This is a genomic window from Lysinibacillus sp. NPDC096382 (genome assembly GCF_044762845.1).
Classification (GTDB): domain Bacteria; phylum Bacillota; class Bacilli; order Bacillales_A; family Planococcaceae; genus Lysinibacillus.
On record NZ_JBIWFC010000017.1, the window covers coordinates 1 to 21,272 of the forward strand.

Consider the following 21,272-nt stretch of genomic DNA (forward strand, 5'->3'; position numbering starts at 1 on the left):
ACGATATTCGCTGTCAATTTGAAACGGATATTAAAGCTACTAAATGAAAATGAATAAGGAATAGAGACAGAAATAAGGCGCTTCCTGTTCAAAATTGAACAAGAAGTGCCTTATTTTTATCTGAGAAAGGTTCGCTTTTATGAAAACGTAAGTTTTTCAGTGCCCTCCGGACGTGAGTGGTCTTTTTTTTATCTCCGTTCAGTAAATGTCCAAACATCTGCTGGAATAGAGAAACTCAGTCTAAGAATGCCACGTACTGTGGCAATACCGAAATGACCGACATCGTGTCAGCCCTCATGTTGCCGCTGCCGCTGTGCTCTCGCGCAAAAAACATCTGCCGCTGCGCTTTCGCGAAAAATACATCTGCAAGCATAGCACAAAACTGACTTTGGAAGTAATTATGCCAATTGATTCTATCCGAAATAATTTGCAATATTGTCACAGTGAGTAAAGCTAATAGTGGAAAACCCCTATATGTCTGAAATTACAGCAGGACTATACTGAAAGCACATAAATAAAAGGAGATGCAAGCACAGTGGATATAACATTTATAATTGTCATTTTCTTGATTGGATTCGTTGGATCTTTTGTGTCCGGTATGTTGGGAATAGGCGGTTCAATCATTAAATACCCAATGCTACTCTATATACCGCCACTTTTTGGCTTAGTCGCATTTTCAGCACATGAAGTTTCAGGCATCAGTGCGGTACAAGTGTTTTTTGCGTCGATAGCAGGTGTTTGGGCATATCGAAAGGGTGGCTATCTTAATAAGCCTCTCATTATTTATATGGGTGGAGCAATTTTAGCTGGTAGCTTTGTTGGGAGCTACGGATCACAGTTTTTATCTGAAAACAGTGTGAATATCGTATACGGCGTTTTAGCATTGATTGCAGCTGTGATGATGTTTGTTCCTAAGAAACAAATCGAAGATATGCCGATGAATGAAGTAACTTTCAACAAGCCACTAGCGGCAATTTTAGCATTTATTGTTGGGATTGGTTCAGGGATTGTTGGTGCTGCAGGTGGTTTCTTGCTTGTTCCGATAATGCTTGTAGTGCTCGGTATTCCAACGCGTATGACGATTGCAACTAGCCTAGCTATTACGTTTATCTCATCGATCGGAGGAACAGTCGGGAAGTTAATGACAGGGCAAGTCGATTACTATTCTGCAGTCATCATGATAGTGGCAAGTTTACTGGCGGCTCCACTTGGCGCAAAAATAGGTAAAAAGATGAATACGAAAATTTTGCAAAGTATTTTAGCTATACTCATCTTAGCGACAGCAATTAAAATTTGGGTTGATTTACTATGATGAAAAAACAAAAGGTTGCTACGTATAAATCACATGAGAAAAAGCTGATACTTATAAGTTTTTTAGTAGCTGGAATAATGTTTCTTTCGATAATTGGGAGAATTTTTGGTACCTAGGAGATGAAATAAAATGAATGATTCAGCTGTAATGTGGAGTCGGGCCTTAACAGAGTTAACATTGTCATTCCATATCGTTTACGCAACAATTGGTGTCGGTATACCTTTAATGATCATGATTGCTCAATGGGTTGGATTGAAAAATAATGACGAACACTATTTATTACTCGCAAGAAGATGGGCAAGAGGATTTGTGATTACTGTGGCAATCGGAGTTGTCACTGGTACTGCGATTGGATTGCAGCTATCGCTACTATGGCCAAACTTTATGGAATTGGCTGGTCAGGTAATTGCATTACCATTGTTTATGGAAACGTTCGCGTTCTTTGTTGAAGCAATTTTCTTAGGGCTTTATTTATATACATGGGATCGATTCAAAAATCCAAAGAGACATCTTTTATTATTGATCCCGGTAGCTATTGGTGCATCTATGTCGGCTGTTTTTATTACGATTGTGAATGCATTTATGAACGCGCCACAGGGCTTTGACCTTGTAGATGGAGAGCTTGTAAATATTCAACCGGTATTGGCTATGTTAAATCCCGCAATGCCAACGAAGGTAGCGCATGTATTAGTAACATCTTATATGACAGCAGCATTTTTATTAGCTTCTATTGCAGCTTATCGTATGCTGCGAGGATCGAAGCATGTGTATCATAAAAAAGCCTTACATCTTTTATTGAAACTTGGACTAGTATTTTCGCTAGCGGCACTCGTTGTAGGTGACTTTTCAGGGAAGTATTTAGCTGAATATCAACCAGAAAAATTAGCTGCTGCTGAATGGCATTTTGAAACAAAAGAGGATGCTTCACTTGTGCTATTCGGCGTGCTGGATGGAGAAGAAGTGAAATACGCCATTAAAGTACCATACGCACTAAGTGTATTGGCGCATAATAATCCTTTTGCTGAAGTAAAAGGTTTAGATCAATTTTCGAACGATGAACAGCCACCACTTTATATCCATTATTTGTTTGACATCATGGTAGTAATCGGAACTTTATTAATAGTCGTAGCAGTTAGTTATGTGCTAGGTAAGTGGCGGGGATGGAAGTTTATTTCTTCAAAAAGCTTTAAGAGAATAGTAGTAGCAAGTGGTCCATTATCGCTTATTGCTGTAGAGGCAGGCTGGTGGTTTGCGGAAGTAGGACGCCAGCCATGGATACTTCGTGGTTATATGAAAACAGCGGAAGCTGCCACAACAAGTGGCCAAGTCGATACTATGCTAATACTATTTGCAGGGCTGTACATTGTATTAGGGATAGGAAGTATCGTCGTACTTATTCGTATGTTCCGTAACAATCCGATTGAACTTGAAATTGAAGAACATAAACAAGTGGAAGGAAGTGCAGGGCAATGAGCTTAGAGATATTAGGAATTTCAGTACTATGGTTATTTCTTTTCGGCTATGTCATTGTTGCGTCCATAGACTTTGGAGCGGGCTTCTTTAGTGCTTATAGTGTCTTGATTGGTAAAGACCAAATACTAGCCAATATTATTAAGCGCTATTTATCTCCGGTATGGGAAATTACCAATGTCTTTCTTGTATTTTTCTTTGTTGGAATGGTAGGTTTCTTTCCTCAAACAGCTTATTATTACGGCACAATTTTGCTAGTGCCAGTTAGTATCTCATTAATATTGATAGCAATTAGAGGGAGTTATTATGCTTTTGAATCCTACAGTGAAAAAGGTGGACACATTGGTTATACAATGATGTACGGAATTACTGGTTTATTTATACCTGCATCCCTTTCTATTGTGTTAACGATATCTGAGGGAGGGTTCGTGAAAATTGTAAATAAAGAACCACATTTGCAAATTGCTAAACTTTTCACGAATCCGTTAACTTGGTCTATTGTGCTATTAAGTATAGTGGCAGTTTTGTATATTTCGGCTGTTTTTTTAACATGGTATGGGAAAAGAGCGCGAGATGAACATGCTTCAGATTTAATGAGAAAATATGCGCTCGGTTGGTCTTTGCCGCTCGTAATAAGTGTAATAGGGATTATGGTGGAGTTAAAGGGACATGTGCCTGAGCATTATGAAAATATGTTAAATCTATGGTGGCTTTTCGCCATTTCGGGTGTGCTATTTCTTATAACATTAATTCTTTTATTTAAAAAGAAAAACTATGGTATAGCCGTCTTTTTAATGGTCGCTCAGTTTGGCTTTGCATTTTTCGGCTATGGTATTTCACATTATCCGTATTTACTGTATCCGTATTTGTCGGTCTATGATAGCTTTACAAATGAAACAATGGCGATAGCATTAGTGATAGCGTTTGTTGGAGGGTTAGTTCTACTCATACCTTCACTATATTTAGTAATGAAATGGTTTGTGTTTGATCGTGATTATGCTTGCGGTAAACATGATCATCATGCATAGGGGGAACTATAATGAATCAATTTATTATTTTGTATGCACCTTTTCTTGTAGTAGCTATTAGCATTGGGATTGGCTTTTGGGTAGGGCCGAAAGATCGTCAAGTTAAGTAATAAATGCATTCATCACTGTAATGTGTGTTCTGACTGGGCGCTTTCCTAGGGGCGTCGGGGTAACAGATGTTTTTTGCGCGAAAGCGAAGCGACAGCAACAACGTGTTTTGTCTGTGCGAAAGCGAAGCGACAGCAACAACGTGTTTTGTCTGTGCGAAAGCGAAGCGACAGCAACAACAGGATGTTGGTCACGAAGGTGTTATCACAGGAAGTGATGCTTTTAGCCTTCGTACCTCTATCGCTAATCCCCAAGGAATCGCCCAGCCTCCACTCCAATCAACTTACAGGTTTATCAAATGCGCATAATAAAATAAATGAATAGGATAAAAGCCTGGAAAAAGGAGCTAGATGGAAAGTCATGAGTGTTTGACTTTCTATAAGCTCCTTTTGTTTATGTGGTTATTTTACTTGATGCACCGCTCTGATGGTCGTTCGATTTTTACATAGCGCCATAAGCTATTAGCGATATCACGTGCCTCTTCTGTGTGTTCGGTCCCAACGAATGCTTTACGGAAAGGCGTAAGAAGTGATTCAATGATAAAGAGTTTTGGTTTCTCGCGCTGCAGTTCCTCTAATAAGAATTCTACGTACTCTAACCCTTCCACTGTTTCATTCTTAGATAACCCTTTTTTAAAGCCTGTTAATTGCTCGATGACTATTTCTTTATTAACTGGTCTATAGTTCACGACGTTTTGTATCGTGTTGATCATTTCCGTACTAATGAGGATCTCTTTTGATTCAAGCATAACGGGTATAATTACGCTAATATTGCGTAATGCTACACGTACAATGGCTTCGCGATTTATATATTTATAGTCAGCAATTAAGACTGCACGCAATGTGAGGTTAATCATACCAAGTGTCTGCACAGCACATTCATAGCTAATTGAGCTAATTTCTTCTCCAAAGACTTGTACAAGTCGGTTAGCAAGCCACTCCAGTTCTTGTAAATGATAGTTTAAAATAATTTTTTTCAGTTCATTATCACGAGAATGGAAAACCGATTCAAAAATTTGAATTAAATTATGTTCTCGATTGACATACATGAGTACTGCAACTTGCTGTGTTAATACTTCTAAATCAGTAGGATCTTTGCCGTAAAGAAGCTCGTGTCGGCGATTACTTGCCTCCTCGCGCCCTTCATCTAATATGGCGATTAAGCATTCATTTTTAGAAGATAAATGATTATAAAATGTGCCCTTTGAGATTTTGGCCTCACTAATGATGTCGTTAATCGATGTATCCACGAAACCCTTTTCAATAAATAGGGCACGAGCAGCAGTAATAATTTGTCTTTTTCTTTTGTTCATAACCTCACCTTTTTAAAAATATTATACTCTTATTCTATATCAAAAACGCCTATATATCAATGTTTTTGAAATTTATAATCTTAATTGTTGAAAAAAGTAGACTGCGAGTATAAAATAAGTTTTATCGAAAAAAACAAGAAAGAATTGAGGGATATAAATGAATAGTGGTCAAACACTACAAAAGCCACCCTATGGTATGATTGGTATTTTATTTGTGGGTGCTTTTGTTGCTTTTCTAAATAACACATTGTTAAATGTTGCATTACCAACAATCATGAAAGATTTTGGTATAACGTATTCAAAGGTACAATGGTTAGCAACAGGTTATATGCTTGTAAGTGGTATTTTAGTACCTGCTTCAGCATTCTTTGTAACACGCTTTAAAAATAGACATCTATTTATTGCAGCGATGTCAGTCTTTACAATCGGTACAATTATGGCTGGCTTTGCGCCTAACTTTGGTATGTTACTGGCAGGTCGTATGGTGCAAGCAGCGGGTGCTTCAAGTATGTCACCACTTTTAATGAATGTAATGTTAATTAGCTTCCCAAAAGAAAAACGTGGGGCGGCAATGGGGATCTTTGGTTTAGTCATGATTACAGCACCAGCGATCGGTCCAACATTATCAGGATATATTGTTGAGCATCATGATTGGCGTATGCTATTCCAAATGATTATTCCGTTTGCTGTAATTAGTTTATTGTTTGGCATTTGGAAATTAGAAAACGTGATGGAGACACGTAAAATTCATTTAGATTTCCTTTCAGTACTATTATCAACAGTTGCATTCGGTGGTATTCTCTATGGTTTCAGTACTGCTGGGGATAAGGGTTGGTCAAGTCCTTGGGTATATGGCACAATTTCAGCTGGTCTTCTTGCTTTAATCATCTTCATATTTAAACAACTACGTATGGATCAGCCTTTACTAGAATTACGTATTTATAAATACCCAATGTTTGCGTTAGGGTCAGCTATCTCGGTTATCGTGTCAATGGCTATGTTCTCTGGGATGATTTTAACTCCTGCTTATGTACAATCGATTCGTGGAATTGATCCATTTAAAGCGGGCTTAATGATGCTTCCTGGAGCAGTTGTAATGGGGATTATGTCGCCGATTACTGGGAAGCTTTTTGATAAATTTGGACCGCGTATACTAGCGATTATCGGTTTAACGATTACAACAATTGCGACATTCGGTTTAACAAAGTTAGAAATAGATTCAAGCTATACATTTATTGTGTCCTTGTACACAATTCGTATGTTTGGTTTATCAATGGTTATGATGCCGATTATGACAAACGGTTTAAACCAATTACCACTAACGATGAACCCGCATGGTACAGCTATTAATAATACTGTACAGCAAGTGGCAGGGGCAATTGGTAGTGCCGTGATGGTAACGTTCATGAATAACCGTACAAAAGCAACAGCCGAAGATTTAATTGTAGAAGCAAAAGCCAATGCAGCGCAATCAGGTGTTGCGATGACACCTGAGCAAATGCAACAAATGCAGGATCAGATTATGCAAACTGCTTTATTAGATGGTATTACACACTCATTCTTAATAGCAGCTTGTGTTACAGTCCTTGCGCTAGTGCTTGCGTTCTTCCTAAAACGCGTAAAAATTGAAAGCTCAGCCGCTTCTATGGATTTGAAAAAACCAACTAAATAATTATGTTTTTAGGCCTGTTAGTAGAATTGTTCTTCTAACAGGTTTTTTGATAAAAAATGTGGCAATTTGGGCGATAAATCGTGATTAGGTATCGAGAAATAAAAAAAATAGGCGATAAATTTTTTTATTAGTATTATACGAACAATCGAGGGGAAGTTTAAATAGACTAAATACTATTGAAAATCAAATGTTTTACAGTGACAATTTAAAAATTTGAAATCAAAAATATTGTATTTTTTAATAGTGGAGATAAAAAGAAAACTTAAATACGATGCATTGTTAACAAAATCAATGAATTTTGAAAAGATTGTCGAAATTGTGATTTAGCGCATTGAAATAATGTGCAAACAGACTTATAATGGAGTTTATAATGTCACCAAGACAAGATAAGGATGGAATTATGATGCACTTTTTGCAAAATAAAGTTAACATTGTAATAACAAGTTATACGGATTGCTATCCAGCTCTTGGGACTGGTGATTTGTAAGATATACGCGCTGTAACGACTGTTAAGAAGTGCCTTAATGGTCTTTTTTACATGGAAGCAATAAAATTAAAATAGTAAAAGTGATGGCAAAGGAGAGTTCAAAATGTCAGAAACGAAAAACCAAACACAGTCTGAACAATTAACTGTGAGTCAAGAACAACTGGATGTGCTAGATCAATTATTAAAGCCTGAGGTTCAGGAATCACTTACAACTTTAGTTGAACAATTACCTAAGTTAACTGAAATGATGACGTTATTAACAAAATCATATGAGTTTGCTCAAGCTGTTGCAACTGACGAAGTACTTAAAAATGATACTGTTGGTGCGGTAACAGAAATGGCTGGTCCAGTAGTAGGCTCAGCTAAAAACCTTGCAGCTACTGCAATTGAAGCGAAAGACCGTGCTTCTGAAAGCCAAGAAGTAATTGGTTTATTCGGTCTTATGAAAATGTTAAAAGACCCGCAAGTTCAAGGTGTTTTCCGTTTTGTTAATGCTTTCTTACAAGTAAGCGCTGAACGTAAAGCTAAATAAGACTCGACTCGAGATACATTCAATTCGTAAGGACGGAGGATTAATTAATCATGTCAAAAGAAATCGTCATCTTAGGTGCTGGTTACGCTGGCGTTTTAACTGCATTAACAGCACGCAAGTATCTATCGGCTGATGAAGCTAAAATTACTGTAGTAAACCAATTCCCAACACACCAAATCATCACTGAACTTCACCGTTTAGCTGGTGGTACTATTGCTGAAGGTGCTGTTGCTTTACCACTTAAAAAAATCTTTAAAGGTTTAGATATCGATTTACAAATCGCTAAAGTTACAAAATTCAATGTAGACAGTAAAAAAGTGGACCTAGATACTGGTTATACTTTAAACTACGATACTTTAGTAGTATCTTTAGGTAGCCAAACTGGATTCTTCGGTATCCCTGGATTAGAAGAAAACTCTATGGTACTTAAATCAGTGAACGAAGCAAATAAAATTAACAAACACATCGAAGATCGTATTAAAGCATATGCACAAACAAAAGACGAAGCAGATGCAACAATCGTTATCGGTGGTGGCGGTTTAACAGGTGTAGAGCTTGTTGGTGAAATCGTGGACAACTTCCCGAAAATCGCAGCAAAACACGGTGTTAACTTTGCTGATCTTAAAATTAAACTTGTTGAAGCTGGTCCAAAAATCTTACCAGTACTTCCGGATGCACTTATCCAACGTGCAACTGAAAGCTTAACAAAACGTGGCGTTGAATTCATTACAGGTACTCCTGTAACAGGCGTTGATGGTAATGTTATCTCTCTTAAAGATCGCGAACCAATCGTTGCTAATACACTTATTTGGACAGGTGGGGTAGCTCCACTTCCAATCGTAGGCGAGTCTGGCCTTGCTGCTGACCGCGGTAAAGCTACGATTAACGAGTTCTTACAATCTACATCTCACGATGATGTATTCGTCATCGGTGACGCATCTGTTGCATTACCAGCTGATGGCGGGCGTCCGCTATATGCACCAACTGCTCAAGTTGCATGGCAAATGGGTGAGTGTGCTGGTTACAACTTATTCGCACAATACAAAAACCAAGAGATGAAGCCTTTCTCGGCAATTAACTCTGGTACACTTGCAAGCTTAGGTCGTAAAGACGCTGTTGCGACTATCGGTGCTAGCAACACAGAACTTAAAGGTCTTCCTGCAACACTTATGAAAGAAGCGTCTAACATTCGCTATCTTACACATATTAAAGCGCTATTCGGCTTAGCGTATTAATATTTTATGAGGCTGAGACATAACTAATAAGCTCTTTGCGAAAGCCGAATTCTTTCAAATAAATTAAGCAATATATATAGAAAACCCGAACAATGGCAAAACACCGTATGAGTGTCTTGCAGATTTGTTCGGGTTTTACTTTAGCTAAAATACTTTGTTTTATTTTAGGGTAGCTAAAGCGAAAAATCAGAGCGACGGAATGAAGAATTAAAGCGACGGAGAGAATAGCCAGAGTGGCGGACAGAAAAGTCGAAGTGATAGAAAGACCAGCCAAAGCGACGGAAGAAGAGCCGAAGTGACGGAAAGAAATCGGAGCGACGGAAAGAAGAGCCGAAGTGACGGATAGAATCGTCAAAGTCGTGGATAGAGTGGCCAAGGTCGTGGATAGCCCTGAGCGACGGAAAGAAAAGTCAGATTGACGGAAAGAAATCGGAGCCACGGAAAGAAGAGCCGAAATGATGGATAGAATCGTCAAAATCGTGGATAGAGTGGCCAAAGTCGTGGATAGAACAGCAAAAATCGTGGATAGCCCCGACAAAGCGGCGGAAAGAAGAGCCAGAGTGACGGAAAGAAGTCAGAGCGACGGAAAGAAGAACCGAAATATGGATAGAATCGTCAAAATCGTGGATAGAGCGGCTAAAGTCGTGGATAGAACAGCAAAAATCGTGGATAGCCCCGACAGAGCGGCGGAAAGAAGAGTCAGAGTGGCGGAAAGAAATCGGAGCGACGGAAAGAAGAGCCGAAGTGACGGATAGAATCGTCAAAGTCGTGGATAGAGCGTCCAAAGTCGTGGATAGAACAGCCAAAATCATGGATAGCCCCGACAGAAATGCCAAAGAGACGCAAAAGCCAGATTTTATAGGAATATTTCTGAATTCGATGACTAGAGGAAGGTTTAATGCTAAAGCAATAGCAAATAGTAGCACCTTCTATTAAAGAGATGCTTGTATGAGATTCCGTGGTATTGTTCTTTTATCATTTTTATTTTTATGGAAATACAACCTATTTATTCCCTTTTATTTTATAATCTAACTATAACAAGGAGGGGGAAGTTTATGCAGGCTGTGATTATTAATGAGTTTGGCACTTCTGATGTTTTAAAGTATGTGGAATGTCCAAAGCCCACTATTTCAGCGGGGGAAGTATTAATACGTACGACGTATACGAGTGTGAATTTTGCTGATATTAAAAATAGAAAAGGTAATAAAGCAAAAGCAAATTTCCCAATGATACTCGGTTTAGATGTAGCTGGTGTAGTTGAGGAGGTTTTTGCTAAAAGTAGCGCTTTTAAAGTTGGAGATGTGGTTCTTGCATTCCCGAAAAATGGAGCCTATGCAGAATATGTAGTGGCGGATGAGCAGCTAGTCTTTAAAGTTCCGAATGATGTCCCTTTGGAAAAGGCAGCCGCTGTGCCAACGGTTTTGTTTCTATCCTATCTTTTGGCACATCAAATCGCTCCAATTAGCTCAGATGATAGCGTATTAATTCATGCTGCATCTGGTGGGGCAGGGACGATGCTGATTCAAATGGCGAAAAAGCTAGGCGCCAAGAAGATTATTGGCACTGTTGGTGATATGGGGAAAGCGACAATTGCCCTTGAACTAGGTGCACATCATGTACTGACATACGATAATTTTAGTGCGCAAGTCAATGAATATACGGATGGTCATGGTGTTAACATTATTTTTGACTCCATTGCCGGGGATATTACGGAAGAGAGTTTTAACTGTTTAGCTCCGTATGGTACGCTAGTGCAATTTGGAAATAGCGGTGGTAAAGCCGGGAATATAAAAACATCTGACTTGCATAGTAGCTGCCGCAATGTGAAAGGGTTTAGCTTAGGAACGACTCGGGCTTCCAAGCCTGCAGTGCTACAACAAGTTGCACAGGAGATGTTTGCGCTGTTGAAGGATGAAAGTTTCCAAGTACCAATTGCTAATATTTTTGCATTAGAAGACATGCAGAAAGCGCATGATTTGATGGAAAGTCGTCAGCATCAAGGAAAGATTTTAATTAAAATATAGATGAACGACCTCTGTATAGTGATCAACACGCTATACAGAGGTTACTTTTGTTTTAGATCCTATAGCTTGAAAAAAGCATTGTTGTGAGTGGATGCCCAAAATCAAACCCACCCATTAATAGAATGAAAGCAAACTAGTAAAAACTTTATTAGGAATCACCACTTTATTTGTAGGTATAATTCTAACTTTCATTTTTCGACAACAAACAGGAATTTCCTTTAAACAATTGTTAAAATGAGGTATTATTATATAGGTTTTTGTCTTTCTCTACCTTATTTTGAAATCGTTATTTGTTTTAGGTTAACTTTTTAGTATAATATAATATTTGGCCTCTTTAAATACATAATGAATATAACAATGGTATTTATTTCATTTAGATTTTACGAGTGTATCAATGTTAAAGTGTTATATGGCTAATTTAAGTGATGTAAATATAATATTAAAACATTAAATTTGATAGGCTCTTCACTAAATATTTGTTAAACGTATGTCGTGTTTTAGGTTGATTGTAGGCCTTTGGAAATGCGTCAAAGATGAGATCCCTGGAGCGCAAGTGAACGCCTTCAGGTAAGCGTCTAGTCGGAACGGAAATGTTGTGGTGAGGAGTCTTAAATTTTGAATATAAAGGAATGGCTATTAGGGGAGTGGTGCAATGCTTTTTAATTCCTTTGAATTTATTTTCTTGTTTTTACCTATAACATTTATTATCTATTTTTTATTAAATCGTTTCAGAGACCAGCAATATGCGATCTATTGGTTGGTACTGAGCTCTTTGATTTTTTACGGCTATTTTAAGTTAACTTATTTAGCAATCATCTCAATTTCAATAGTTGTGAACTTTGCTTTAAGTCGGGTAATTAGTAGTACCAATAGTCGTTGGAGAAAAACGTATATGATAATTGGAGTCATCTTCAATATTATAATTCTCTGTTACTATAAATATACCGATTTCTTTATTGGTAATATAAATAGTTTATTTGGTACAAATTTTGCACTGTTGCACTTATTGCTACCATTAGGACTTAGTTTTATTACATTCCAACAAATTGCTTTTATTGTTGATAGTTATCGTGATGGAACAGCTCATTATAAATTTAGCCATTATGCGCTGTTCATTTTGTTTTTCCCGCAGTTAATTGCAGGACCAATTGTTCAGCATGATGAAATGCTTCCGCAGTATGATACTAAGGGAAATCGTAAAATTATTCATGAACATGTTGCACGAGGTTTATTTATTTTTGCAATTGGTTTAGTGAAGAAAGTTGTAATTGCTGATACGGTGGGCATATGGGCGAATGAAGGCTTTGCCAATTATAGTAACTTAAGTTTTATAGAAGCTTGGATTACCTCATTATCGTATACAGTGCAACTTTATTATGATTTTAGTGGATATTCTGATATGGCGATCGGTTTAGCATTATTATTTAATATTAAACTGCCAGTAAATTTCTACTCTCCTTATAAAGCACGTAATATTCAGGAGTTTTGGAAAAAGTGGCATATGACGTTGAACCGGTTTTTAACTACATATGTCTATTTTCCATTAGGTGGTAGTCGTAAAGGGGCATATAGAACGTATATAAATATATTAATTATTTTCTTCATCAGTGGATTTTGGCATGGTGCAGGATGGAATTTTATTTTATGGGGACTGATGCATGGCTTTGCGTCTGTAGTTGTGAGACTTTTTAGTAAAACAGGTATTAAGCTTCCGTATTTACTTTCGTGGTTTATGACTTTCCAATTTGTTAATATCGCTTGGGTATATTTCCGTGCAACAAGTATTGAGCAAGCGAATACTATTATAGCCAAAATGTTTACGCCAAACATGACAGCTATAACTAATTTCTTTACGGAGCCGCACACGAATTTTGCGCAAGCGGGAGCTTTTAATATTTTGGGACTATCATTCAGTGATCCAATAGTTATTGTTGTAGGACTCTTAATCACACTTGTTATTGCATTTACGGCATTAAATTCTATTCAATTAATGGATAAGATGAAATTTAATTGGGGAGCAATCATTTATACGCAATTTATGATTGCACTAGTGCTAGTATCGATTTATTATATGCAAAAAAATAGTATATTCTTATATTTTAATTTCTAAATAAAGGTGTGAATGAACTTGGATCCGAAAAAATGGTTAGTAAAATTATTTGCCACATCTTTCATAGTAATAGGATTACCTGTTTTCGGAATTATGGGTTTCAATTATTATATTGACCCTCTTTGGAATTACACACATGCGAATGACTTTAACGACTATCAGCTTGGCTTTGATGAAAGACAATTAAAAACAAATTATATCAATAGCCATGATTTTAACTATGATAGTTTGTTAATGGGAACGAGCAGGATTACGTATCTTGATGAGAGGGCTTTTACAAAAGAAAATGTTTATAACTATTCATTGAGCGGACTGCATATTACAGAATATTTGCCTTACATGAAATATGCTGAAAAGAAAAATGGTAAGCCGTTTAAGAGAATTTTTATTGAGTTATATTTTGATTCGGCGAATGCTGGCAAACCTAGTACATCGAATCCGCCGCAAACTTATATCGAGGCGTCGGAGGCACCTTTTTATGCAATAAAGTCCTTATTTTCAGCAAGCACGATGCATTATGCTCTTTTTAATTATGATATTTCAAAAGCAAATCATTACGACGGTGCTCGTAGTTACACACGTAATAATATTGCACAAACTACGTATCCAAATGATGATATGGAGCAGGGGTGGCAAAAATTCCAGAAAAATTTTAAAGCAGGGACAGCCAAGCCTTTTATGTACGATACCGACTATCGAAAAAGGCTTCAAGCTATAAAAGACGCATTCCCAAATACAGAACTAGTAGTCTTTACAGAATTAATGCCTGCCAAACGGCTTCAGACAATTTTGCATAATGAAAATCGTTACGAGGCTTATAGTAGATGGATGAATGATATGGTAGATGTGTTTGGTACCGTGTACAGCTTCCATGGTGTGAATGAAATAACAGCGAATGAGAACGACTTTTTCGACTGGTTGCATTACTACCCAAACGTTGGGGATTTAATCATTAAAGCTTTAGAGAACAGGGAACAACGATCAACTATTATGCAGACTGTAGATAAAGGGAATCTTGATAAGTACCTTAAAAATGTAGTGGTAGATATTAATATTGACTAAATGATGAAAAGATGACGCTGATATGTACTGTCAGGGTCATCTTTTTTTATCCATAAAAAGGTTTATCTGCGATTATTCTAGTAAGGGGGATTGCCAAATTGTTGCAAGTAATACAATGCTTTCGTTAATTTGCCCAAGGGTTAGCCCACCATAGCCCATAATGACCATAGCATGTTTAGAGCCTTGCTGATAGGAGGTTGAACATGGATAGACTTTAATTCCTACCTCCTGTGCAAGCCTAATGGCATTATGTTCAGAAAGCCTTTTTGGTAACTTCATAACGATGTGTAGCCCAGATTTTTCACCAATTACTTCGAATTCCTCAGAAAAATGGGTGTTAATAGCTGCTAGTAACGTCTGTTGCTTTTTACGGTAAATAGTACGCATTTTGGCTAAATGCTTATCGAATAAGCCTTGAGCAATAAAATCGGCTAATACAAGCTGATCTATTTTTGAGACAACAGATTTTTGCTCCTGATTAAAAAGCATAAATTCTTCGACTAACGATTTAGGCAAAATCATATAACTAATACGGAGCGATGGGATAAGTGTTTTAGAAAAGGTTCCGAAATAAATAACACGTTGTAGCTGATCCATCTTTGCTAAAGAGGGAATAGGGAGCCCCTTATAACGAAATTCCGAGTCATAATCATCCTCAATAATATATGCCTTCGCAGAATTAGCCCATTGTAGAAGTTCTGCACGCCGTTCAACCGGCATGACCATCCCGAGCGGAAACTGGTGTGCGGGTGTTGTGTATAACATGTGGATGGGTTTTTTCGGTATTGATACCCCTAAGTTATCAACAGGAATAGCATGAGTTATTAATCCACATTGTTGCAATGTTGCACGTACTCTTTTAAAGCCAGGCTCCTCTAAGCCAACGTGTGCTTTTTGGCCAAAAAAGTGACAGAGAGCCTGAAGCTGATTTTGTGTACCACTATAAACGAACACCTGTGATGCTTCACAAGTAACTCCTCTTGATCGTTCAACATAGCGAGCGATTTCCGTCCGGAATATAGCTTCTCCTGGCCAAGGACTTGTTGTTAAATTATCCACATTAAAGTGCTTTTTCAACAGCTTATGCCAGATCGAAAATGGAAAAGCTCCCTTATCCACATGTCCGTTATTAAAATCAAATTTTATAGTATATGTAGTTGGTGTTATAGCTGTGGATATGTGCTGATTTTGCTGCTGTTCCCATTCAAATTCAAAGGGCGCTATAAAATAACCAGAGCGTTCCTTACTATAGATATAGCCTTCAGCTAGTAATTGTTCATAAGCTTCCTTAATCGTGTGGACACTAACATCAAGCGTTTTAGCAAGTGTTCGTTTAGATGGCAATTGCTCATGGGCCAGTAGTTTCTTGCTTAAAATTGTTTGTTTTAATTCCTCGTAGATTTGCACGTATTTCGATGCATCTCCAGTAAATGAGATCGATAACTCCAAAATATTGCACCTCCTGGTACGGTGAATTTTTTAAAAATTGGTTCTATCTATCATATCAAAAATACCGTTAAATAGGTAAAAAGGAGTGAAGCAACATGAATTTTAAAGCATTAGAAAATGAGGTAGTATTACTGAAGCCATTAGAACAACAGGACACGCAAGGGCTATTGGAGGCAGCTAGTTATCCAGAGATATGGCCCCACATGTCCACAACAATTGAGAAAATGCTCGATGTGAATAACTTTGTGGACAAGGCATTAACAACAAAACGTGAAAAAACTGAGTTTCCATTTGTAATTGTGGATAAAAAATCTGGACAAATCATTGGTTCGACTCGGTTTATGGACATTGATGAAACGCATAAACGACTTGAAATAGGTACTACATGGATAACACCTGCTTTTTGGCGTACGGCCATTAATACGAATTGCAAATATTTATTATTACAATACTGCTTTGAGGTACTCTACTTACAGCGTGTTCAAATTAAAACAGACCACGGAAATTTACGTTCTCAAAAGGCGATTGAACGTTTAGGGGCAACAAAGGAGGGGGTCTTACGTAATCATATGGTGCGGAAGGATGGTACGACTCGTCATACAGTGATGTACAGCATTACTTTACAAGAATGGCCACAAGTGAAAAACCATTTGCAGCAGTTGCTAGTTGATGCTACAGAGAAATTGGGGTAAAGAAATTAGTACATAAAAAGAATGGTCATTAGTCGACCATTCTTTTTTTATAAATAAATCCTGCTACAATCCAAGTTACTAGTGACCAAACGATGATTGAAGCTATTGGAATAATGACATCCATTGTTGTGTATGATCCTTCTAAAGCTTCTGCTAATAGTACCAATTGAGAACTTGGTAACCACTCGGCAATCTTTAAAATCGGATTAGCAGAAGACATAGCTAGTGCAAGAGGACCGAATGAGAAAATAAGGACAACGGGTAGAATGATAAGAGATCCTTCCATAATCGTTTTGGCGAATAATCCACATAATGTTCCTATTGCAATATAAAACACAGTCGAAAGTATTAAAGCGATAGCTAAGATGAAAGGATTAGCTGGGGTATAGCCCACAATGAAAATAGTCAATGCCACGATTACTATCGTAATGATAAAGACAAACAAGCTTTTACCAATTAAAATATCGCCAAGTGAAGCAGGGGAAAGCATGAGACTACGAAGCGTATTTTTTTCTTTCTCCTCTGCAATTAGACTGCATTGTACATAGGTAGTCACCATAGAAAATGCCATATTAATTAAAAGGAAATAGAAAGCAATAGCAGTTGAACCTGATTTTAAAAAGAATGCCAAAACAAGTGGCATAAGTACCATAATGGATACCGCATAGTTACGTGAAAATTCCTTATAATCCTTCATTAAAATAGCTTGAATACGTGTCATTGAAAGGTTCATACTAAATCACTCCCTGTTATTTGCATAAAAATATTTCCTAGTGTTGGCTCGTTCGTATATATCCGAGAAACTTCGTTAGATTGCATCCAATGAAACAGTTTTTCAGCATCTTGTTCTCCATTTTGAATGATTTCACAAGCACCATTTGTTAATTCCACTGTAATAGATTCATCGCCAAATTCTTTTTTCAAATCCTTTGGCGCACCAATTGCTCGAATTTTACCTTTATGTAAGAAGGCTACACGATCACAAAGTATTTCGGCTTCACTCATATCATGTGTTGTTAAAAATATTGTCGTACCCATCTCGTTTAATTTGCGCAAGCCATTATAAATATGCTGTGTATTAACAGGATCGAGAGCAGAAGTTGGCTCGTCTAAAAATAATAATTCGGGTTTATGCATGATAGCACGTGCAAGCGTAACACGTTGCATCATTCCTTTAGAAAGCTGACTAATCTTCTTTTTACGATCACCGTATAAGTTAACAAAATCCAACGCTTCTTTTATGGCTGATTTAGGTAATTGATATAAATTACTGAATAGTAATAAATTCTCCTCGATTGAAAGTCGCGTATATAGTCCGCTATTATCTGTTAAAATACCGAAGCGTTTACGATTATTACTTTGTTTCATCTCATTTGCTGGGCGGCCAAACAATAAAACGTCGCCAGCAGTCTTTTCAGTTTGTGCTGTTAATATTTTTATAGTAGTAGTTTTTCCGGATCCGCTAGGTCCAAGAAAGCCGAATATTTCACCTTTTTGAATGGAAAATGAAACATCCTGTAATGCTGTTTCCTTATTAAATGTCTTTTTCAAATGCTGAACATCGATTACTGCGTTCATTTGAAAACCTCCCTGTGTTGTTGTTGATATCTACACTATAAGGGACAATAAGGGTCTCAACATTATATTACAGGTGAAAGGCTGTGAAATGACCTTTAGTGGAGAAATATTTCAGCTGACAGGAGTCGTTTATTTCCTGGGAAATCTACTAAATTCCGAGTATTTTCTTTAAATCTGCGAGTTTGTTTTTCGACAAAGGTACTACGGTCTTTTCATTGCTGTTTAAGGCTAGGCTATAGCTATTGCGAGTCCACGTAATGATTTCCCGTACCTTTTGTAAGTTAACGATATAAGAGCGATGACTTCTAAAGAAGCCGAACGGTGTCAATTTTTGCTCAAGATCATTTAATGATAATGTGCATGGATAGGCTTCACCTGCAACATATAGTGAAACAATACCCTCAACACTTTCGATATAATCGATTTCAGGGGGATTAAATAAAATGATCTTATCATTTTTCTTTGTAGGGATTTTATCAAGTCGAATCGGTACGCTTTCTTGAGAGGGGGGAGTTGGTTCTGTTCCATCCTCTTTAACGTCTAATGCATGTATGCCCGTGATATCCAGTCTATGTACTTCTGTACTCGAAATAATTAAATCCTCAAGATTGTTAGATAATAAAATGACTGTTTTATTCTTTTTTTGAAGTGCATCCAATAACTGAATGACTTTTTGCTTGGAAAACTCATCTAGGTTTTGGAATGGCTCTTCTAAAACATGTATCTGTGCCTGATTGAGATATGTATGAATCAATTTTAAACGTTGCTTTTCTCCATTCGAAAGCTTGCTGATTTTAATGCTTTTTTGCTCCATCAAAGCGAATAATTTTAATAGATCCTCCATCTTTTCAGAAGAAGCATTGAAAAGCTTTAAGCAAAAGTTAATATATTCTCGGACCGTCAGTCGCTCATACAAGGCATTTTCACGAAAATGTGTATACGTATTACTTTGCTTCGAAAACCATTGTATTAATGTATGTATTTTTGACACATCCGTATGGATGCCGATAATAATACCAGGCCGCATAGAAAGGTGAAAGTTTGGATAAATTACATTTCCTCCTTCTATATAAGGGTCAATAATTATGCTTTCAATTTGGTTCATTACTTAGTCCTCCTTGACTTCATTTGATTGCAAAAATTGCGAGATTTCAGTTTGTGACTGTAAAAAACTTCTATAGTGATAGTTTCCGTTATTAGAGTCCATAAAACCGTGCTGACCTATATATTGTCTCGTATGAACAAATGGAAATGTATCGAGTGTTTCTTTTAATTCATGGACATTAAAACTTTTCTCATGGCTTGGTAAAATAACGAGTGTCGGACAGGAGGGCATTGTATCCAAGTATTGACGAATGCGTGAACCATAAACGCAAACGATACCTTGTAATGGTAGCGTTGATAGTCTCCAAGCTAATGTTGCACCTACACTAAATCCGATTAACAGTACTTCATCAAAATGTGTCCTAGCTTCCAATATTTTTTCGGTTAGTTTATCGAGAGGAGCATCAAAGCTAACCTCATTTATGAAATATTCATAGGCTTCCTGTTCTTGTTCATATTGAAATGTTTTATCGTCTGAATATAAAGAAATGCACTCAACAGTAGTGTTAGCATTACTGTATGCTTCAGCTTGCATTTTTATAAAATCGTTGACGCCATAAATCTCATGTAGAATGAGTATTTTCCTTGTCATGTTGACCTCATTTTTGCTTTTTTCAATAGTGTACCAAAAAGTAATCATACAGGGTTTATCACCAAAACGTGCGGTTGATTTCCGTTCCGACTGGGCGCTTTGTTGCTGCCGCTTCGCTTTCGCACAGAGCAAAGCTTCCTAGGGGCGTTCGATGAGCCGCTTTTGGTGTTGCTGTCGCTACGCTTTCACACAGTCAAAACATTTGTAGCTGCCGCTTCGCTGTCGCTACAGAAAACATTTGGTGCTGCCGCTACGTTAACACTACGCTTTCGCACAGAAAACATCCGCTGCGCTGCAGGGTCTCGGGCCAACACGATGTTGGTCACGAAGGCGTTATCACAGGATGTGATGCTTTTAGCCTTCGTTCCTCTATTGCTGATCCCCGAGGAGTCGCTCAGTCGGAACGAAAATCAACTATTTACATAGTAGACGTTTTAACAAAAGTCATCCACAACTTTTGGTGATGGACCATCATTTGGTATATTTTGTCAATTTTTGTCATAGGTTTTGTTGTTTCGGTAATTATTCCGAACAGTGCCCAAAAGTAAAAAATCCGGGCAGACTTATGTGGTTCTGGATTGACCACAGCAAGCGAACCGGATTTTTCTGTTGATATATGCCTTTATTTCATTGCGTTAGACATAAAATCCTTCATTTCCATACTAAGCGTATTAAGCTCATCAATGATTTCACTAAAGTCCTGAACAAGTTGTGCCTGTTCGTTAGTGGCACCATTTATTTGAGTCATGTTTTGCTTTAAATTTTCAAGATTATGATTGATGCTTCGAAGTGAGGTTTCAATGTTATCAGTAGCAGTAGTTGTTTCAGTAGAAAGTTTGCGAACTTCTTGTGCAACTATATGAAAACCGGCACCATGTTGACCTGCACGTGCTGCCTCAATTGATGCATTTAATCCGAGTAAATTGGTTTGACGAGAAATATTTTTTATCAAATCCGTAATACCATTTGTTTTTTCAGCATCCTCTAAAGCAAATTGTGTCTGCTTATTAATTTCCTCACTAGTTGCAGCTAGCTCCTCCGAATGAGAGGCAATTGTATGTACTTTATCTTGTAGATTTTGGATAATATCATTCATAGTAACAATATATTTCTCCATTTGTAGAGAATGGTCAATAGGTATTCCAAAGGCTAGCGCGCCTACGATTTGCCCATTTTCACGAACAGGAAAGGAAAATGCGTTAAATTCCACACCATAAAATTCCTTTGGTACATGCTCATTAGTACTTTTGCCTTTAAGTGGGAGATGTAAAATTGCATCACCTGGGAGAATTTTTTGTCCAATTTTATACCCAGAATCTATCCGTTTCCCAGGTAAATAAGCAATAATACTCTCACTCTCTTTATCTACTAATCCAATCATGGACTCGCCTTTCATAGCTAAATGAATGTAAGGCATTGTCAATGTTAATGCTTCAAGAATTTTCATAGTAACCTCCTCGGTATATGTAAGCCCTATTAAATTAGGGCATAATCATAATCTCATT

The 21,272-nt window shown here is 37.4% G+C and carries 19 protein-coding genes; 12 read left to right on the top strand and 7 right to left on the bottom strand.

From position 1 onward, the window contains the following. Positions 1 to 535 precede the first annotated feature (535 nt). From ACIQZA_RS19470 to cydS, 4 genes are all read left to right on the top strand, one after another. Positions 536 to 1,312, top strand: a complete 777-nt coding sequence (locus tag ACIQZA_RS19470) for a sulfite exporter TauE/SafE family protein (protein ID WP_400941758.1) — start codon at positions 536 to 538, stop codon at positions 1,310 to 1,312. Positions 1,313 to 1,441: 129 nt separating this feature from the next. Beyond that, positions 1,442 to 2,785, top strand: coding sequence for a cytochrome ubiquinol oxidase subunit I (locus ACIQZA_RS19475; RefSeq protein WP_400941760.1), 1,344 nt, complete (start codon positions 1,442 to 1,444; stop codon positions 2,783 to 2,785). Continuing rightward, on the top strand, positions 2,782 to 3,810 hold the full coding sequence (locus tag ACIQZA_RS19480) for a cytochrome d ubiquinol oxidase subunit II (protein WP_400941762.1): 1,029 nt from the start codon (positions 2,782 to 2,784) through the stop codon (positions 3,808 to 3,810). Before ACIQZA_RS19475 ends, ACIQZA_RS19480 begins: the two co-directional genes overlap by 4 nt. An 11-nt stretch (positions 3,811 to 3,821) precedes the next feature. Next, positions 3,822 to 3,920: a cytochrome bd oxidase small subunit CydS family protein gene (gene cydS / locus ACIQZA_RS19485; RefSeq protein WP_400941765.1), complete on the top strand. Its 99-nt coding sequence runs from the start codon at positions 3,822 to 3,824 to the stop codon at positions 3,918 to 3,920. Positions 3,921 to 4,324: 404 nt separating this feature from the next. Here cydS and ACIQZA_RS19490 read toward each other — a convergent pair whose 3' ends face one another. After that, the gene (locus ACIQZA_RS19490; protein WP_400941768.1) at positions 4,325 to 5,230 is read right to left on the bottom strand and encodes a TetR/AcrR family transcriptional regulator; all 906 of its coding nucleotides are present in this window, start codon (positions 5,228 to 5,230) and stop codon (positions 4,325 to 4,327) included. Between the two features lie 157 nt (positions 5,231 to 5,387). Between ACIQZA_RS19490 and ACIQZA_RS19495 the strand changes: the two genes are divergently transcribed. From ACIQZA_RS19495 to ACIQZA_RS19525, 7 genes are all read left to right on the top strand, one after another. After that, the gene (locus ACIQZA_RS19495) at positions 5,388 to 6,902 is read left to right on the top strand and encodes a DHA2 family efflux MFS transporter permease subunit (RefSeq protein ID WP_400941770.1); all 1,515 of its coding nucleotides are present in this window, start codon (positions 5,388 to 5,390) and stop codon (positions 6,900 to 6,902) included. Positions 6,903 to 7,492: 590 nt separating this feature from the next. Next, a complete protein-coding gene (locus ACIQZA_RS19500; protein WP_049667242.1) occupies positions 7,493 to 7,921 on the top strand; it encodes a helical membrane plugin domain-containing protein in 429 nt (142 codons plus the stop codon). Between the two features lie 50 nt (positions 7,922 to 7,971). Continuing rightward, on the top strand, positions 7,972 to 9,156 hold the full coding sequence (locus tag ACIQZA_RS19505; protein ID WP_400941772.1) for an NAD(P)/FAD-dependent oxidoreductase: 1,185 nt from the start codon (positions 7,972 to 7,974) through the stop codon (positions 9,154 to 9,156). Between the two features lie 455 nt (positions 9,157 to 9,611). After that, complete coding sequence (locus ACIQZA_RS19510) at positions 9,612 to 9,911, top strand: hypothetical protein (RefSeq protein ID WP_402883525.1); 300 nt, start codon at positions 9,612 to 9,614, stop codon at positions 9,909 to 9,911. A 300-nt stretch (positions 9,912 to 10,211) separates the two neighbouring features. Beyond that, positions 10,212 to 11,180 carry a quinone oxidoreductase family protein gene (locus ACIQZA_RS19515; RefSeq protein ID WP_402883523.1) on the top strand — a complete coding sequence of 323 codons (969 nt, stop codon included), beginning with the start codon at positions 10,212 to 10,214 and terminating at the stop codon, positions 11,178 to 11,180. A 652-nt stretch (positions 11,181 to 11,832) separates the two neighbouring features. Next, complete coding sequence (locus ACIQZA_RS19520) at positions 11,833 to 13,290, top strand: MBOAT family O-acyltransferase (RefSeq protein ID WP_400941777.1); 1,458 nt, start codon at positions 11,833 to 11,835, stop codon at positions 13,288 to 13,290. Between the two features lie 18 nt (positions 13,291 to 13,308). After that, on the top strand, positions 13,309 to 14,352 hold the full coding sequence (locus ACIQZA_RS19525) for a hypothetical protein (protein ID WP_400941779.1): 1,044 nt from the start codon (positions 13,309 to 13,311) through the stop codon (positions 14,350 to 14,352). A gap of 72 nt (positions 14,353 to 14,424) precedes the next feature. Here the strand turns inward: ACIQZA_RS19525 and pdxR are convergent, their stop codons facing one another. Beyond that, on the bottom strand, positions 14,425 to 15,801 hold the full coding sequence (gene pdxR, locus ACIQZA_RS19530; protein ID WP_402883522.1) for a MocR-like pyridoxine biosynthesis transcription factor PdxR: 1,377 nt from the start codon (positions 15,799 to 15,801) through the stop codon (positions 14,425 to 14,427). 95 nt (positions 15,802 to 15,896) lie between these two features. Here pdxR and ACIQZA_RS19535 point away from each other — a divergent pair, with 95 nt between their 5' ends. Further along, complete coding sequence (locus tag ACIQZA_RS19535) at positions 15,897 to 16,493, top strand: GNAT family N-acetyltransferase (RefSeq protein ID WP_402883520.1); 597 nt, start codon at positions 15,897 to 15,899, stop codon at positions 16,491 to 16,493. A gap of 28 nt (positions 16,494 to 16,521) precedes the next feature. Here ACIQZA_RS19535 and ACIQZA_RS19540 read toward each other — a convergent pair whose 3' ends face one another. The 5 genes from ACIQZA_RS19540 to ACIQZA_RS19560 all read right to left on the bottom strand — a co-directional run bounded on the left by ACIQZA_RS19540 (position 16,522) and on the right by ACIQZA_RS19560 (position 21,214). Then, a complete protein-coding gene (locus ACIQZA_RS19540; RefSeq protein WP_400941786.1) occupies positions 16,522 to 17,226 on the bottom strand; it encodes an ABC transporter permease in 705 nt (234 codons plus the stop codon). Next, entirely contained in the window at positions 17,223 to 18,071 is an 849-nt protein-coding gene (locus ACIQZA_RS19545; RefSeq protein ID WP_142509655.1) for an ABC transporter ATP-binding protein, read from the bottom strand. The genes ACIQZA_RS19540 and ACIQZA_RS19545 overlap by 4 nt, the downstream gene beginning before the upstream one ends. 148 nt (positions 18,072 to 18,219) lie before the next feature. Continuing rightward, a complete protein-coding gene (locus tag ACIQZA_RS19550) occupies positions 18,220 to 19,176 on the bottom strand; it encodes a LytTR family transcriptional regulator DNA-binding domain-containing protein (protein WP_400941789.1) in 957 nt (318 codons plus the stop codon). Positions 19,177 to 19,179: 3 nt separating this feature from the next. Beyond that, on the bottom strand, positions 19,180 to 19,767 hold the full coding sequence (locus tag ACIQZA_RS19555) for a dienelactone hydrolase family protein (RefSeq protein WP_402883518.1): 588 nt from the start codon (positions 19,765 to 19,767) through the stop codon (positions 19,180 to 19,182). Between the two features lie 622 nt (positions 19,768 to 20,389). Then, on the bottom strand, positions 20,390 to 21,214 hold the full coding sequence (locus ACIQZA_RS19560; protein WP_400941792.1) for a methyl-accepting chemotaxis protein: 825 nt from the start codon (positions 21,212 to 21,214) through the stop codon (positions 20,390 to 20,392). Positions 21,215 to 21,272: the final 58 nt, after the last annotated feature.

Coding starts and splice junctions, on each gene's coding strand:
- ACIQZA_RS19555 (WP_402883518.1), bottom strand. CDS start 19,767: ATGACAAGGAAAATACTCATTCTACATGAGATTTATGGCGTCAACGAT.
- ACIQZA_RS19550 (WP_400941789.1), bottom strand. CDS start 19,176: ATGAACCAAATTGAAAGCATAATTATTGACCCTTATATAGAAGGAGGA.
- ACIQZA_RS19480 (WP_400941762.1), top strand. CDS start 2,782: ATGAGCTTAGAGATATTAGGAATTTCAGTACTATGGTTATTTCTTTTC.
- ACIQZA_RS19500 (WP_049667242.1), top strand. CDS start 7,493: ATGTCAGAAACGAAAAACCAAACACAGTCTGAACAATTAACTGTGAGT.
- ACIQZA_RS19475 (WP_400941760.1), top strand. CDS start 1,442: ATGAATGATTCAGCTGTAATGTGGAGTCGGGCCTTAACAGAGTTAACA.
- ACIQZA_RS19515 (WP_402883523.1), top strand. CDS start 10,212: ATGCAGGCTGTGATTATTAATGAGTTTGGCACTTCTGATGTTTTAAAG.
- ACIQZA_RS19505 (WP_400941772.1), top strand. CDS start 7,972: ATGTCAAAAGAAATCGTCATCTTAGGTGCTGGTTACGCTGGCGTTTTA.
- ACIQZA_RS19490 (WP_400941768.1), bottom strand. CDS start 5,230: ATGAACAAAAGAAAAAGACAAATTATTACTGCTGCTCGTGCCCTATTT.
- ACIQZA_RS19510 (WP_402883525.1), top strand. CDS start 9,612: ATGATGGATAGAATCGTCAAAATCGTGGATAGAGTGGCCAAAGTCGTG.
- ACIQZA_RS19545 (WP_142509655.1), bottom strand. CDS start 18,071: ATGAACGCAGTAATCGATGTTCAGCATTTGAAAAAGACATTTAATAAG.
- ACIQZA_RS19535 (WP_402883520.1), top strand. CDS start 15,897: ATGAATTTTAAAGCATTAGAAAATGAGGTAGTATTACTGAAGCCATTA.
- ACIQZA_RS19495 (WP_400941770.1), top strand. CDS start 5,388: ATGAATAGTGGTCAAACACTACAAAAGCCACCCTATGGTATGATTGGT.
- ACIQZA_RS19520 (WP_400941777.1), top strand. CDS start 11,833: ATGCTTTTTAATTCCTTTGAATTTATTTTCTTGTTTTTACCTATAACA.
- cydS (WP_400941765.1), top strand. CDS start 3,822: ATGAATCAATTTATTATTTTGTATGCACCTTTTCTTGTAGTAGCTATT.
- ACIQZA_RS19540 (WP_400941786.1), bottom strand. CDS start 17,226: ATGAACCTTTCAATGACACGTATTCAAGCTATTTTAATGAAGGATTAT.
- ACIQZA_RS19560 (WP_400941792.1), bottom strand. CDS start 21,214: ATGAAAATTCTTGAAGCATTAACATTGACAATGCCTTACATTCATTTA.